Genomic DNA, 14431 nt, shown 5'->3' with positions numbered 1-14431 from the left:
GCTCTTCTAATTCAGTTGTTGATTATTTTCCTGCTTTGGAATTTTCTGAGTAGTAATTGTTATTTTAGTAAATATACCTACACTGGCGGTGACAATATTGGATTATTGCAACCTTAAATCGCTCGGTATCAGGGCAACGCAAAAATGTAGCGCTTAAAACCGCCTCGTGTATTTTCCTCCTATTGATTTGCGCTATGTTAAACCGGCTCATTCCCATAAAACCTTAGGCTACTTCGATCACAATTGTAAGCGGTAAGCGCACTTTGAAGCTTAGCAGTAAACGTCGATAATGGTAGTTATCTCTTTTCGGCCAGCGTGTTCTATTGCCTGTTCATACAAAATATTAACCTTTCTTTTTGAATTCGCTCTTGTAACTAAAGCAACCTATGCTATTAATTTAGCTTGGACTACTAAGTGAAAAGAGTAAGATAAAATGTGCGGTTTAGCTGGTGAAATTTCATTCAGAGACAGGCCGAATGTTAATGCAGTAGAAAAAATGCTATCTACTCTGTCTAGCAGAGGTCCTGATGATGAAGGTCTCTACGTTCAGGGAAACGTCTGTCTTGGTCATCGGCGGTTAAAAATAATTGATTTAAGTAATCATGCGAATCAGCCTATGGTGGATGCAACATTAGGCTTAACGATTATTTTTAACGGTTGTATATATAACTATAAATCATTCATAGGTAAGTTGGAGTCACTTGGGTATCATTTCTTTTCCAGAAGCGATACCGAGGTGGTTTTAAAAGCTTACGCTCATTGGCGCGAAGACTGTCTGGAGCAATTTAATGGTATGTTCGCGTTTGTTATTTATGATCACATGCGTGAGGACGTTTTTGTGGCACGAGACAGGCTTGGGGTAAAGCCTTTGTATTACTTTAATCATTCGGAGAGGTTTTGTTTTGCTTCCACTTTACCCGCCTTATTAAAGCACCCAAACTGTGAAAGGGAGCTCGACCCGGTATCGCTGAATTACTATTTAAGTTTTCGAGCTGTTACGCAGCACAAGACACCTTTTAAAAGCATCAAAAAACTCGCCCCAGGCCACTGGATGAAGGTGGCTGCTAATGGAGAAATTAAGCGGCAGCAGTATTGGAGCCTGCAAAACAGGTTAAGTCACTCTCAATACCCTGAAAATAAGGGGCGCGAGCAATTCGTTGATTATTCAGAAAAAGACTGGACCGATAGGTTACATCAAGCCTTATTGAAAAGCGTAGAGCGACGGCTTGAAGCCGATGTGCCCGTAGGTGTGTTACTGTCGGGCGGATTGGATTCCTCATTGATCGTGGGGTTACTACATGAACTGGGCCAGAAAGATATTCACACATTTTCTATTGGTTTTGATGCCGTTGCCCAAGATCAGGGCGATGAATTTGAGTATTCAGATCTCATTGCGAATAAGTTTAATACCACCCACTTTAAAATATTCGCGAAGCCTCACACTTTACTAAATTCATTATCTTCTTGTGTTGAGGCAATGTCGGAACCTATGGTTTCTCATGATGTTATTGGCTTTTATCTATTATCTAAAAAAGTCAGCGAACATGTGAAAGTGGTTCAAAGCGGTCAGGGCGCTGATGAGGTATTTGCAGGTTATCACTGGTATCCGCCAATGGTGGAAGCCTCCCAGGAAAACGCCGCGCAAGCCTATGCTAATGCTTATTTTTCTTACCAACACCACGAACTAAAAGAACTGCTTCACCCTGACTGGGTTGAGGAGGATCATGCGCTTAATATGGTTTCTCAGTATTTTTCTCAAGGATTTCATAAGAATCCTGACTCCTCTGCAATTGAACAAACATTGATGTTAGATACGGAAGTGATGTTGGTAGATGATCCTGTAAAGCGAGTAGACAACATGACAATGGCCTTTGGGATAGAAGCGCGGGTGCCGTTTTTGGATCACGAACTGGTGGAGATGGCTAATCAGATCCCCTATCAGCTTAAGCTAAAAGGTGGGGGCAAGTATTTGTTAAAGCAGGTGGCCCGGCGGATTATTCCGCATGAGGTAATAGACAGACCGAAGGATTATTTTCCAGTCCCGGGATTACAAAATATGCAGGGCCCTTACCTAGAGATGGCCAAAGAAGTCTTTAGCCAGAGGGAAGCTCAACAAAGAGGAATATTTAATATGGGGCGTATCCAACAGATGCTTAATCAGCCCAACGACTTTAAGGGCCGGTTTGGCTCTAAGCTATGGCAGGCCACTTTGCTTGAATTATGGCTGCAGCTCCAGCTAAAGCCAGCCTAACCAACAGATTGTAGCAACCTTCTTATAGCTTTATGGAGGTTCTCTTGCGTCGTGAGAAGCCATTTTCGAAATATGCAGAATGGCTTTATCCAGCTTTTTTTTAACCAGCCATGCCGAACGTGTGGGGCAGATGGTATCGTACTGTCCCTGGACAATATCTATGGGAAGATGAGCTATCTTTTCTACGTTATTTAGCAAGTATTTTTCTTCGAAAAATGCCCCATGTGATCGGGTGAGCAATGAGGTGCATGTACTAATTGCCAAAGCAAAGCACATAGGATCTGCTGCCATGTTTGTGAGCCTGATCCTTGCCGGCTTAACCTGGGCGACGATCCTCCTCTAGCATAATTTTCTGCTTTTCCGCTTCGTTTCAGGAAATTTGATCAGGATGGGGCTACTTTTTTTCCTTCCGGCAAGCCTCCATTGGGCATTTCCATTACTGTACTGGAGATCAGTTTGAGGTGGGACTGGTGCACCTGCGTTCTGCGGGTTCGTCGAACTCATGTTGGTAAACACCGTGTCGTCATCGCTTGAAGTTACTTTTATTGTCAGATGTTCTTCTACTGTCCGATGATCTTCACAGTCTACTACAGGTACGATGACGTCGAGAGGGTCGTTGTGGGACTCAACGTAGCTGTAAGCTTCTTTAGCACTCGAAAAAGGCTGCCTTTTTCTCTGGGTGCAACTTCCACATGGAGCATTGCTCGATAACCTCTATCAGTGTTTTGGCGTGATGTTCAGTAATTTCCTGGGACATGAAAAACTCCATTCCAGATACATGTTTATAAAAAGATGATACACAATTGATTCATTGATGTTTTTGCCGCGTAGTAAGTAATCTGCAACCCAAATGCGATTTCCACGCTACAGGACGGTCGAGGTGCAAACTTGCTTGAGCAGCGACTTTAAGGTTATTGTCACATTTGCGACTTGATTGCCCGCTATGGTGAAAAGTAGTACATGATGTGTCAAAAATTTCGCAAGTTTTAATTTTTTAACCATCATTAGTAGTTACAGGATCATACACAACAGTATCAGGAGAAATTGTGCAGCAAGAGACCCACACTCCCGAGACTCGCAGCCAGACTCTTACCAGGCGGTTTCTCCAGTCACGTGAGCTTAGTTTAACGCTATGTGAGCCGCTAAATATCGAGGACTATGGCTTACAGGCCGCAGCAGAGGTTTCTCCACCTAAGTGGCATCTGGCTCATACGTCGTGGTTTTACGAGACCTTTATTCTAAAGTCTTATCTTGATAACTATAACTGCATCAATCCTCGGTTTGAAATCTTGTTCAATTCTTATTATCAGGGAGTAGGACCACAATTTTCCAGGCCGCAGCGGGGCCTTCTGTCCCGCCCGACGCTGGAAGAGGTTCTGGAGTATCGTAAGCTCGTAGAGACGCAGATTGTGAAACTAATCCAACAACAGGGTGAAAACCAGGGTTTGTTAAATCTCGTGGAACTGGGAATCAATCACGAACAGCAGCATCAGGAATTGCTGCTTACGGATATTAAATACTGTTTTTCCTTCAACCCTTTACTGCCAGCCTATATCGACCCACGCAAGTTGGGTGCTGACGAGCAAGCTTCACCATCGAAAATGGTTTCCTTCGAGGGAGCAGACTGCATTACCGGCACAGAAAGCGAGGCTTTTCACTTTGACAATGAAACCCCTGCACACAAGGTGTACATAAACGATTTCAAGTTGGCGAACCGTCTTGTTACCAATGGTGAATATCTTGAATTTATTGAAGATGGAGGTTATCAAGACGCAGCGTTATGGCTGTCAGATGGCTGGGATCACATAAATAGGGAGGGATGGAAGCGCCCTTTATATTGGCACTGCCGGGACGGCGAATGGTTCGAATATACGCTGCACGGGCTACTGCCGCTGCAGCATAGTACGCCGGCTACACATATTAGCTACTACGAAGCAGATGCGTTTGCCCGGTGGGCAGGTAAGAGACTTCCTACGGAATTCGAATGGGAAAGAGCGGCGGGAATCTATCCCGAGGGGCGAGGGCAGTGCCTGGAACACAGCATTGAGAAGGGATGCTTTATACCGCAGTCTGCTCAGACAAAATTTACCCTTGCGCAGATGATCGGAGACTGCTGGGAGTGGACAAGCTCCGCCTATGCTCCTTACCCCGGGTACAGGCCCCTACCAGGGGCTGTAGGAGAATATAACGGTAAGTTTATGTGCAATCAATATGTGTTACGGGGAGGATCCTGCGTGACTACCTCAGAACACATCCGCACAACCTACAGAAATTTTTTCTATCCTAAAGACCGTTGGCAGTTTAGCGGTATCCGACTAGCAGATTGAAGCTAAAAACTGAGACGAAATAATGGAACCACAAATAATTACAGACCTACCAGCCGTTGAGTTTTACGATTTTGAGCCAGATACGGGAGATCTGCGCAGCGAGGTCATTGCTGGATTGTCTTCCTCGCCTAAGTATCTTCCCCCCAAATACTTCTACGACCAAAGGGGGTCCGAGCTGTTTGATCAAATTTGTGAACTTCCGGAATACTATGTTACCCGAACAGAACTCGGCTTGCTGCAGCGCCATGGAGAAGAAATGGCAGCTTTGGCAGGAAAAGATGCAGTGCTGATGGAATTAGGCAGCGGAAGCAGTATGAAAATTCGTACCTTGCTAGCTGCACTCCAACCTCAGGCCTATGTGGCCATGGACATTTCAAAGGATCACCTATTAGGCGCTGCCACTCAGTTAGCAGAAGATTTTGGCTGGCTCGAAGTACACGCCGTCTGCGTAGATTATTCGCAGCCCTGGGAATTTCCCTACCAGAAGCAGGGGCGGAGAACCGCTTTTTTCCCCGGCTCAAGCCTTGGTAACTTTGAACCTGGCGCAGCCAAAACACTGCTTTCCCAAATAGGAGATCTAGTGGGAAGGGGAGGCGGACTGTTAATTGGTATTGATTTACAGAAAGACGTTACAGTACTTGAAGCAGCCTATAACGATGCGCAGGGCGTTACAGAAGCGTTCAACAAAAATTTACTTATGCGCTTGAATGCGGAACTTAAAGCAAATTTTGACATTGATAATTTTACTCACAAAGCGCTGTGGAACCCGGCTCAGAACCGGATTGAAATGCACTTATTCAGCCAGATACAGCAAACCATCCAAATAGATGGTCATAAATTTAACCTGGCACCAGGAGAGTCCATTCATACCGAAAATTCTTATAAGTACACGCTCAAGCAATTTCAAACACTCGCCAGTAGCGCCGGATTCGAAACGTTGAAAGTATGGACCGATGATGATGACCTTTTCAGTGTTCACTACTTGCAGTTTCGATAGGAAACTCCAGCGAACTGAGTGCGCCGAATAGGTTTTATAAAAAGAGTAGGGGCGAAAAGCCTAGTTTAAGATAACCATCGATTTCGGCTTTTCAAGTTACAGAAGCTAAGGTTTGTTATTATCTCTCGCTAACTGGAGGCCACGCCGTCTATCGATATTTCAGCCGGCGACGCTTTGTGACTTTTACACAACTATCCGGGCACTTAATCTTCTATGTTTCGCGAAGCCAGGCAAACACATCGCCACTTCTATAATTGAAATTAATATACCCGCCCAGCCCAACACTCTTTGCTCGGAGAAAAGAGCCCTGAAAAAGACTGCCTCACGCAGAGGGTTGCAACAACCAGTAAGGTTGGCTTGGGACCAATTCCATGACGGAAATCGCGGCCGGGGGCCGAAAATTCGCCATGCACACGCGCACTTTTTGTTTCAGCGGCCGCAGCAGGTGATTAACGTGTCTGACACACCCTATTACCACTGCATCGCGCGCTGTGTTCGTCGGGCTTCCTTATGTAAAGAAGATAAGCTAACGGGGAAAAGTTATGAGCATCGTCGCCAATGGGTCGAAGACCGCCTCATGTTTTTGGCGGAAGAGTTCTGCGTTGAAGTATGTGTTTATGCAGTGATGAGGTAACCGTTCGGCCATAACATCTTGATCTGTTTTAAGTGTCCACTCATTTTTAAGTGGCACCTTGATGTACGAAAGTTCCGTACAAGTATGCGACAAGTGCTTTAACAACGCCAAGCACGGCGACGGCTTTTCCGTTGCGGCTTTGCCTTCACTACAAAGCCCCGCGTGTTGGCGGCGTTAGTTGCCTACAGGAAATTTTTGCTTCTGGTGTAAAACTCGAAGAATATAAATAACATCGTCTTTTATGAAATATGAGACTATCAATGAGATTTCTGGAACAATTAACAATCTTCAAGGTATTCCTCGCCTCTCAACTCCCATCAAAGGTTGTTGCATCAAGTTTTCTACTTTCGTCTCGATTATTGGGTCAGTTTTTTCTGCCGCTAGCGGGTTAAACTCATATAAAAACTCGAAAATAACTTCACGATCGTTCAAAGAACTTTTTCCCAAACGATCATTTTTTCGCTTCATTCCTAATTTTCATCTTTCGAGCTTCCATGTCTAAACTAGCATCTTCATGAATGACAAACTCACTCAGACCACTTTCTAATTTGCTAAATGCTTCATTAACTTGTTCGGTAAGCCACTGATCATGAATCATAACTTTGCGTTGCTGCTCAGCAAGTTCTTCAGTAAGCTCTCTACAAGCGTCACTTAATGTGCGCCCTTGGCTTTCTGCCATTAGCTGAGCCAAACGTTTAGTTTCTTCGTCAACTCTAAATTGTATGCGAGTATCCATGGTGATCTCCGTCACAGTCGTGCGTACAACTGTTAGCACAAAATTTGAATTAACGGCAACTACAATCGTGTTAAACCGCTCGCTGGGACCCCAACACTTGGGCTGCGTCACTTCGTTCCTATTTTAGACTCCAACTGATAAGAATAGTGGACATGGAATTGGGGCTGAATAATAACCGCGCGTGCCAACGATAAATATCCAGCCACTCATATTACAAGCTTCGGATTGCGAGCAGGCGGTCAATCCGGTTGAGGTTATGTTTCGCTGCAATCGTACCCGCAATATTTCGCCCCAGTTCCGTCAGCGATAATTGCTGTCCATCCAGCAACGACTTAACCGCTAACATCAAGGAGTTGAGGCGCTTCTGATGTAAATTCGGGCATTGAAAATGAAGCAAATCATGTAAGATAGTAATGTCACGCATGGTGTGGTTGTCTGGTATGTTTTAGCGAAATGAATTAGATCAAATCACGCCATGCGTGTCTATATTATTGAATTGGCAATACACCTGACGCAGACGGGTATCTGGATTTTGCCTTATATTATTTATTCTCAAGACGCATTTGAGTAGTGGGTAGTTAACAACCAACTATGTCGTCATTATTTCTGCCTGCTGCTTTTCCTTTCACTAAGCACCATCTCGAATCTACATATCTGTTAGCTTTTTAGATAGCTACTATCTTTAGCTTACCAGCACCCTCCTGGCAGCTCTTAAAACCTAACCCAGCCGTCGCTCACCATAACCATGAATAGCGCTCATAGTTTGATGAAATAAAAACATTTTTATTCATAGAATAATCCGAGTATAAAACCTTCTCTGCTATAACGCTGAACATGACTTCAGTGGAGTCTCTGCTGAGGCGCTTCGGTCTGATTCACTCGCGACAGACCAGCAAGTAGAAAGTACAGCAAGGGCAGAGCGAATTCCATTTATCTCAAAATATTGGGTATGAGGGCACCATGAGCACAGACTTTACATTTACGATTAAGAGCATTCGTTTTGATGAAAATTATCGTCCTTCAGACAATACTCGTATTACCACCAACTTTGCTAACTTGGCGAGAGGAGAGCGGCGTCGAGAGAATTTACGTCATACCATGAGAATGATCGACAATCGTTTTAATGCTCTGGCGCACTGGGATAATGTTAAAGGCGACCGTTACGCTGTCGAATTGGAAATCATATCTGTGGATATTGATATTGAAGGTAATGGTCAGACATTCCCCACCATCGAAATTTTGAAAACGAACATTATCGATAGCAAAAGCAATAAACGTATTGAAGGTATTGTGGGTAACAATTTTTCCTCCTATGTGCGGGATTATGATTTTAGCGTAGTACTGGCAGAACATAATAAGAGCCGAAGCCAATTCAGTATTCCAGATGATTTTGGCGAACTACATGGGAAAATGTTTAGAAGCTTTTTAAGTTCAGCTGCTTACAAACAGCATTTTGGTAAGCCTCCTGTCATATGCCTCAGTGTTTCAGATAACAAAATTTATCACCGGAAAGAAAATGAGCACCCGGTACTGGGTGTGGAATATCAGCCAAATGAATCGTCTTTGACAGAGCGTTATTTCCAAAAAATGGGGTTACAGGTTCGCTACTTTATGCCTCCCAATAGTGTCGCGCCTTTAGCGTTTTATTTTATTGGTGATTTACTCAACGATTACACCAGTCTTGAGCTTATCAGTACCATCAGTACGATGGAGACCTTTCAAAAAATTTACCGCCCTGAGATATACAACGCAAATGCTGTAGCAGGAATACGCTACCAACCAAACCTGAAGCACCAGGATTATTCGTTAACGCAAATTGAGTATGACCGGGAAGAGCGGAGTCAACTGGCTGTGGAGCAGGGGAAATTTGTGGAGAAATATTTCATGAAACCTTACCAGTCTATTCTTGAACAATGGTCTGCTAGCAGCGCTCTTTAAACTAACAAAAGTGTAGTATTGATTATGAAAAAATTATTACCTATTTCAATTGCAGGCAGTTTACCTAAGCCGTCGTGGCTTGCACAACCAGAGACACTTTGGTCGCCGTGGAAATTGCACGATGAAGAATTAGTTGAAGGAAAACAGGACGCTTTACGGCTGGCATTGCAAGATCAACAGCACGCAGGTATAGATATTATTAGTGATGGCGAGCAAACCCGCCAACACTTTGTTACTACCTTTATTGAGCATCTAAGCGGCGTGGATTTTGAAAACCGCAAAACCGTTAAAATTCGTGACCGCTATGATGCAAGCGTGCCTACGGTTGTTGATGCTGTTGCTCGTAAAAAACCAGTGTTTGTTAATGATGCCAGGTTTTTGCGTCAGCAAACCCAGCAACCCATTAAGTGGGCGCTTCCCGGCCCTATGACAATGATAGATACGCTTTACGACAACCATTATAAAAGCCGTGAAAAGTTAGCGTGGGAATTTGCCAAAATTCTTAATCAGGAAGCCAAAGAATTAGAAGCTGCGGGTGTGGATATTATTCAATTTGATGAGCCAGCTTTTAATGTGTTTTTTGATGAAGTCAATGACTGGGGGATTGCTGCGTTAGAACAAGCCATCGACGGGCTTAAATGTCAAACTGCCGTACATATTTGCTACGGTTATGGCATTAAGGCCAATACAGATTGGAAAAAAACGTTAGGGGCAGAGTGGAGGCAATATGAAGCGATTTTTCCAAAATTGCAGTCTTCGAATATCGATATGATTTCGCTGGAATGCCACAACTCTCGGGTGCCGATGGATCTCATTGAACTCATTCGAGGGAAAAAAGTGATGGTTGGGTCCATTGATGTAGCAACCAACGCCATTGAAACACCAGAGGAAATAGCCAATACCTTAAGAAAAGCCTTGAAATTTGTGGATGCTGATAAGCTTTATCCATGCACCAATTGTGGCATGGCTCCTTTATCTCGTTCAGTAGCAACGGCAAAGTTAAAGGCTTTATATGCTGGCACAGAAATACTCCGCAGAGAACTGTCAGCGTAGCACTAACATCATCCAGCTGCGCCTTGTTAAGAAATTTTCCCTGTGCAGAGCCTGTGAATTGACCGTTAACGTTGTGCTGCTATGCAGTTTGTGCCAGCGATGTAATACCTCTGCGGTAGAACAGGAAAGCACTTCGCTTTTATCGACATGCAGCACAATATAGGGAAACTAACTAAGGGAATACGAAAGGAACCAAAACATTCATGTTGAAAGTTGCTCAACGCTTCTGCCTTATAGAAGCATCATTTGTCGCTCATCTATAAATAGCGAACGCTCGTCGCAAAGGCTTTTGCAGTTTTGTTAGTTAAGATAATCTGAACGGCGTTGGCCTCTGCTGCTCGTTTTAGAGTGGTTGAGGTCAGGTACATCTAAGACTTTTACAAGCCTCTGTCTTCTTCACATGCCTTTCCATGTCTCTCGTATTTTGTTAAGCATCTAATAAACGAATGATGGCATTAAGAGCATTGTAAGTTAGCGGGAGTCTATTTAAAAAGTGGAAGCAGCAAAGGCGTGGTTTCCGTTTCAGGAAACTGTCGAATTTAGCTCAAGTTTGAAAAAATTTTATACAAAAAAGATTTGCAACTACAAATCCGCTCACGTGGTAGTCAGTTAACATGGCTTAATTGTCATGTTAAGAGGGCGTTACTTGACTCTTTCTGCTATTCCGTGTGAGTATTAGAGATTCGTAGTGTTGGCGTTACCACGGCAATCGCTACCTTCCTTAATATGAATTGTAAAAGTTTATACGCCCCTTGCTAGAAAATACGTTTCGCGCGAGGATTCAAATAAGAAATTTGGTTGGGAACTATGTCCAAGATGAGCAAGAGAACTCTTATTGCTTCTACTGTGATGGGTGCATTGGCACTAACAGGTAGTGCAGTCGTCTCTGCAGCTACTCTTAACGATCTTCAAAAAGAAGAAGCTAAGATTCATGCTGCTGCAGCGAAATCTCAAGAAAAAATCAACACATTGTTTGAGCAGTCTCAAGAGCTGTTAGTTGAGTATCGTCAAACTGTTGACCAAACTGAGAATCTAAAAGTCTATAACGATTATATTGCTAGCCTGGTTGCGGATCAGCAACGCAGCATCGATTCTCTGCAACGTCAAATCGACAGCATTGAAGCTACAAAGCAAGGTATCGTGCCTTTAATGTTTCGCATGATCGATAGTCTTGAAAAGTTCGTTGAGCTTGATGTACCTATCAATCTTGATGAGCGTCGTGAACGCATTCAGCGTCTGCGTGACCTAATGGCTAACTCAAATGTAACCGTTTCCGAGCAATTCCGTCAGGTTATTGAAGCTTATTTGGTAGAAGTTGAATACGGTACCAAGATTCAGTCTTACCAAGGTGCTATTGATGATAATGGTACTAACGTAACGGTTGACTTCTTTAATTTGGGACGTACCGCACTTCTTGCTCTTTCTCTTGACCAAAGCAATGCTTGGGTTTGGGATAACGAAGCTCGCGCTTGGGAAAAACTAGGTGATGAATACCTAAGTTCTGTAGTAGACGCAGTGAAGATGGCCAATGGCACAATTCCTAGTGATCTAATAAAACTACCTATTAAAGCAGCGGAGTAAGTGTTAATGAAACCAGTATTCAAATCTCTTGTAGCCGCTGCAACACTGGCGGTCTTTGCAACCGGTGCGCATGCACAGGAAGCAGCAAGCCTGCAGGACCTATTGGAGCAGGTTAAGGAAAATCGTGTTTCTGAAGCACGTATTAACCAACAGCGTGAAGCTGAGTTCCAGTCTGCTCGTGCAGATAAACAAGCATTATTAAAGAAAGCGCAATCTGATCTTACAGCAGAACAGAATCGTGGCGAACGTTTACAGCAGCAATTTGGTAATAACGAAACTACCCTGAACGAAAAGGCGGCTGAGCTAGAATCCGCCACCGGTACATTAGGTGAAATGTTTGGTGTGGTTCGTCAAGCTGCTTCTGAAGCCTATGGTCGCATTTCAACCTCAATTGTTAGTGCCCAGTATCCAGGACGCGACGACTTCCTGGCTGAAATGTCAGAAGAATCAAAAGGTCTGCCTAACATTCAGGAACTGGAAGATTTGTGGTTCACACTACAAACTGAAATGACCGAATCAGGCCAGGTTGTTCGTTTTACCACACAGGTTGTAAACTTGGATGGTGGCAGCTCTGAACAAGAAGTGGTTCGTGTTGGTACCTTCAACCTGGTTGGTGAAGATGGTTATTTAACCTATGATGCAGAAAATGAACTCGTTCAGCCTTTAGGTCGTCAGCCTGATGGCCCGTTAGTTGGCTCTGCAGAAGATTTGGTTGAGGCAACATCCGGTTTTGTTCCTTTCTATACGGATCCTTCTCAAGGCGCAATTCTTGGGCTGTTGAAGCAAAAAGCAACGATGATGGAGCGTTATCACGCAGGTGGCGCAGTGGGTTATACCATCACTGTTATGCTGATTATCGGCCTTCTCATTGGCGTGTATAAGTTGATTACGTTAACGATCACAGGTAGCAAGATTCGATCTCAGCTGAAGAATCCTGGTAATCCTTCTTCTAGTAATCCACTTGGACGTATCTTGAAGGTTTATCAAGAAAATAAAACTGCTGATGCAGAAAACCTTGAACTTAAGCTGGATGAAGCGATTCTTAAAGAATTACCTTCAATAGAAAGTGGCATTAACGTTATTAAGATTTTCGCAGCAATCGCGCCTCTACTTGGTCTGTTAGGTACGGTACTGGGGATGATTGAAACGTTCCAGACAATTACATTGTTCGGTACTGGTGACCCTCGTATGATGGCAGGTAGTATCTCAATGGCTTTGGTAACAACTGCTCAGGGTATTATTGCAGCATTGCCTCTGATTCTGACTCATAGCATCGTGGCTTCACGCAGCAAATCTATCGTTCACATTTTGGATGAGCAAACAGCTGGTATCATTGCAGCTCATTCAGAGGCGGAGAGAGTCTAATATGATATACCTGATTGGATTATGGGAATCTGTCAGGGAGTTTATCGCTACCGGCGGTGATGTTTTATATTTCGTCGCTGCCGCGCTCTTTCTTATGTGGATGTTAATGATTGAGCGCTACTGGTATTTGAAAACGGTTTTTCCCAAGGTGAAGAAAACTATCATCAGAAACTGGGATGACCGTACAGACACTACCTCATGGTATGCGCATAGAATCCGTGAAACATGGATTTCTCAGGCGTCAGATGATCTAGACGCCAGGATGTTGATCATACGCACATTGGTTGCAATGTGTCCGTTAATTGGTCTTTTAGGAACAGTTACGGGAATGATTACAGTGTTCGAGACAATGGCAACTCAGGGTACCAGCAACGCGCGTTTAATGGCTGCTGGTATTTCGATGGCAACTATCCCTACTATGGCTGGAATGGTTGCTGCGCTGTCAGGCCTCTTCATTAGTTCTCGTCTTGAAGCAAAAGTCAAGATGGCTAAAGAAGGGTTGGTTGATAGCTTGCCACATCATTAGAGAGATATATTATGGCTCGAAAAGTCAGAACCGAAGAGGAAGATGCTGCGATTGACATGACGCCCATGTTGGATATCGTGTTTATCATGCTTATTTTCTTCATCGTTACCACGGTTTTCGTTAAGGAAGCGGGTGTTGAAGTCATTAAGCCCGACGCGAGCCAGGCGTTCCTTCACAAAAATGCCAATATATTCATCGCAATTACTGAAGATGGAAATGTGTGGCTGGATAAACGTGAGGTAGCGCCCGACAGCGTTAGAGCAAATTTAGAGCGATTGTTAACGGAACAGCCTACTGATTATGTGATCATTCAGGCTGACATTAAAGCCAAACATGGTCGAGTAGTAGAAGTCATGGACCAGGTTAAAGCTGCAGGTGTTGATCGCATTTCGGTAGCAGCAAGGGGTTAAGATGGCACGATTTATCGTATCTATATTATTAGGTGCAGTAGTAGCATTCGCACTGTTCGTATTGATGGCCAAGTTAATAGAAAACTCAGCCAGACCGGCAGACGAAGTGCCAGCAGCACCTGTTATTGACATCGTAATGCAGGAGCCCGAGGACACTACGCAGACTCGTACTCGTACGCCACCGCCGCCACCGCCTCCGCCTCAACAGCCGCCTAAAATGCAGCAGGTTGAGCCAGAAGCAGCCGACCCAAATGCTGATGGCTTTAGCCTGAGCATTCCTCAAATTGATACTGGGGGAGTAGGTGTAAACATTGGTGCTGTTGGCGCAATGCAACGTGATGGTGAAGCTACGCCTATCGTTCGTATTGATCCAAAATATCCTCCTGAAGCGGCCCGTGATGGACGTGAAGGTTGGGTTAGATTATCTTTTACTATTAACGAAGTGGGAGGTGTCGATGATATTGAAGTTCTTGATGCTGACCCTAAGCGTGTATTTGACCGTGAAGCGCGTCGTGCGCTGAGCAAGTGGAAATACAAGCCGAAAATTGTTGATGGGAAAGCAGTCAAGCAAACAGATATGTTTGTGCAGCTAGACTTTAAACTGGAGCAATGA

Annotated in this window: 13 protein-coding genes and 2 pseudogenes; 12 read left to right on the top strand and 3 right to left on the bottom strand. The window is 44.1% G+C overall.

The annotated features are described in order from the left end of the window. The first annotated feature begins 433 nt into the window (after nt 1-433). On the top strand, nt 434-2251 hold the full coding sequence (locus CA267_RS03720; protein ID WP_075608733.1) for an N-acetylglutaminylglutamine amidotransferase: 1818 nt from the start codon (nt 434-436) through the stop codon (nt 2249-2251). Between the two features lie 30 nt (nt 2252-2281). Here the strand turns inward: CA267_RS03720 and CA267_RS18985 are convergent, their stop codons facing one another. After that, nucleotides 2282-2542 (bottom strand): hypothetical protein, encoded by a 261-nt coding sequence (locus CA267_RS18985; RefSeq protein WP_232367595.1) that lies wholly within the window; start codon nt 2540-2542, stop codon nt 2282-2284. On the opposite strand from CA267_RS18985, the gene CA267_RS19190 reads away from it, so the two are divergent. The 4 genes and pseudogenes from CA267_RS19190 to CA267_RS18980 all read left to right on the top strand — a co-directional run. Next, a complete protein-coding gene (locus tag CA267_RS19190) occupies nt 2496-2594 on the top strand; it encodes a diacylglycerol kinase (protein ID WP_321174030.1) in 99 nt (32 codons plus the stop codon). The two genes, CA267_RS18985 and CA267_RS19190, sit on opposite strands and share 47 nt — an antisense overlap. A gap of 703 nt (nt 2595-3297) precedes the next feature. Beyond that, on the top strand, nt 3298-4578 hold the full coding sequence (gene egtB / locus CA267_RS03710; protein WP_075608734.1) for an ergothioneine biosynthesis protein EgtB: 1281 nt from the start codon (nt 3298-3300) through the stop codon (nt 4576-4578). Nucleotides 4579-4600: 22 nt separating this feature from the next. After that, complete coding sequence (gene egtD, locus CA267_RS03705) at nt 4601-5575, top strand: L-histidine N(alpha)-methyltransferase (protein WP_075608735.1); 975 nt, start codon at nt 4601-4603, stop codon at nt 5573-5575. A 424-nt stretch (nt 5576-5999) separates the two neighbouring features. Then, a pseudogene (locus CA267_RS18980) lies at nt 6000-6203 on the top strand (transposase); the annotation flags it as partial. A 457-nt stretch (nt 6204-6660) separates the two neighbouring features. Here CA267_RS18980 and CA267_RS03695 read toward each other — a convergent pair. Beyond that, nucleotides 6661-6945 (bottom strand): type II toxin-antitoxin system TacA family antitoxin, encoded by a 285-nt coding sequence (locus CA267_RS03695; protein ID WP_075610009.1) that lies wholly within the window; start codon nt 6943-6945, stop codon nt 6661-6663. Between the two features lie 127 nt (nt 6946-7072). Next, nucleotides 7073-7369 (bottom strand): annotated as a pseudogene (locus CA267_RS03690) (IS4 family transposase); the annotation flags it as partial. Nucleotides 7370-7905: 536 nt separating this feature from the next. Between CA267_RS03690 and CA267_RS03685 the strand changes: the two are divergent. From CA267_RS03685 to CA267_RS03655, 7 genes are all read left to right on the top strand, one after another. After that, nucleotides 7906-8883: a DUF1852 domain-containing protein gene (locus CA267_RS03685; protein ID WP_075608736.1), complete on the top strand. Its 978-nt coding sequence runs from the start codon at nt 7906-7908 to the stop codon at nt 8881-8883. A gap of 24 nt (nt 8884-8907) precedes the next feature. Then, nucleotides 8908-9936 (top strand): methionine synthase, encoded by a 1029-nt coding sequence (locus CA267_RS03680; RefSeq protein WP_075608737.1) that lies wholly within the window; start codon nt 8908-8910, stop codon nt 9934-9936. A gap of 816 nt (nt 9937-10752) precedes the next feature. After that, on the top strand, nt 10753-11517 hold the full coding sequence (locus CA267_RS03675) for a DUF3450 domain-containing protein (RefSeq protein WP_075608738.1): 765 nt from the start codon (nt 10753-10755) through the stop codon (nt 11515-11517). 6 nt (nt 11518-11523) lie between these two features. Continuing rightward, nucleotides 11524-12882 carry a MotA/TolQ/ExbB proton channel family protein gene (locus CA267_RS03670; protein ID WP_075610010.1) on the top strand — a complete coding sequence of 453 codons (1359 nt, stop codon included), beginning with the start codon at nt 11524-11526 and terminating at the stop codon, nt 12880-12882. A 1-nt stretch (nt 12883) separates the two neighbouring features. Beyond that, the gene (locus CA267_RS03665) at nt 12884-13408 is read left to right on the top strand and encodes a MotA/TolQ/ExbB proton channel family protein (RefSeq protein WP_075608739.1); all 525 of its coding nucleotides are present in this window, start codon (nt 12884-12886) and stop codon (nt 13406-13408) included. Between the two features lie 11 nt (nt 13409-13419). Then, on the top strand, nt 13420-13818 hold the full coding sequence (locus tag CA267_RS03660) for an ExbD/TolR family protein (RefSeq protein ID WP_075608740.1): 399 nt from the start codon (nt 13420-13422) through the stop codon (nt 13816-13818). A gap of 1 nt (nt 13819) precedes the next feature. Continuing rightward, complete coding sequence (locus CA267_RS03655) at nt 13820-14431, top strand: energy transducer TonB (protein WP_075608741.1); 612 nt, start codon at nt 13820-13822, stop codon at nt 14429-14431.

Source organism: Alteromonas pelagimontana (genome assembly GCF_002499975.2).
Classification (GTDB): Bacteria; Pseudomonadota; Gammaproteobacteria; order Enterobacterales; family Alteromonadaceae; genus Alteromonas; species Alteromonas pelagimontana.
Note: the sequence above shows the minus strand (reverse complement) of the source record. Positions and strands in the feature narration are given on the sequence as shown.

What these genes read in the sequence shown, in the direction of transcription:
- CA267_RS03720 (WP_075608733.1), top strand. Translation starts at nt 434, where the DNA reads ATGTGCGGTTTAGCTGGTGAAATTTCATTCAGAGACAGGCCGAATGTT.
- CA267_RS18985 (WP_232367595.1), bottom strand. Translation starts at nt 2,542, where the DNA reads ATGGCAGCAGATCCTATGTGCTTTGCTTTGGCAATTAGTACATGCACC.
- egtD (WP_075608735.1), top strand. Translation starts at nt 4,601, where the DNA reads ATGGAACCACAAATAATTACAGACCTACCAGCCGTTGAGTTTTACGAT.
- CA267_RS03695 (WP_075610009.1), bottom strand. Translation starts at nt 6,945, where the DNA reads ATGGATACTCGCATACAATTTAGAGTTGACGAAGAAACTAAACGTTTG.
- CA267_RS03685 (WP_075608736.1), top strand. Translation starts at nt 7,906, where the DNA reads ATGAGCACAGACTTTACATTTACGATTAAGAGCATTCGTTTTGATGAA.
- CA267_RS03680 (WP_075608737.1), top strand. Translation starts at nt 8,908, where the DNA reads ATGAAAAAATTATTACCTATTTCAATTGCAGGCAGTTTACCTAAGCCG.
- CA267_RS03675 (WP_075608738.1), top strand. Translation starts at nt 10,753, where the DNA reads ATGAGCAAGAGAACTCTTATTGCTTCTACTGTGATGGGTGCATTGGCA.
- CA267_RS03670 (WP_075610010.1), top strand. Translation starts at nt 11,524, where the DNA reads ATGAAACCAGTATTCAAATCTCTTGTAGCCGCTGCAACACTGGCGGTC.
- CA267_RS03665 (WP_075608739.1), top strand. Translation starts at nt 12,884, where the DNA reads ATGATATACCTGATTGGATTATGGGAATCTGTCAGGGAGTTTATCGCT.
- CA267_RS03660 (WP_075608740.1), top strand. Translation starts at nt 13,420, where the DNA reads ATGGCTCGAAAAGTCAGAACCGAAGAGGAAGATGCTGCGATTGACATG.
- CA267_RS03655 (WP_075608741.1), top strand. Translation starts at nt 13,820, where the DNA reads ATGGCACGATTTATCGTATCTATATTATTAGGTGCAGTAGTAGCATTC.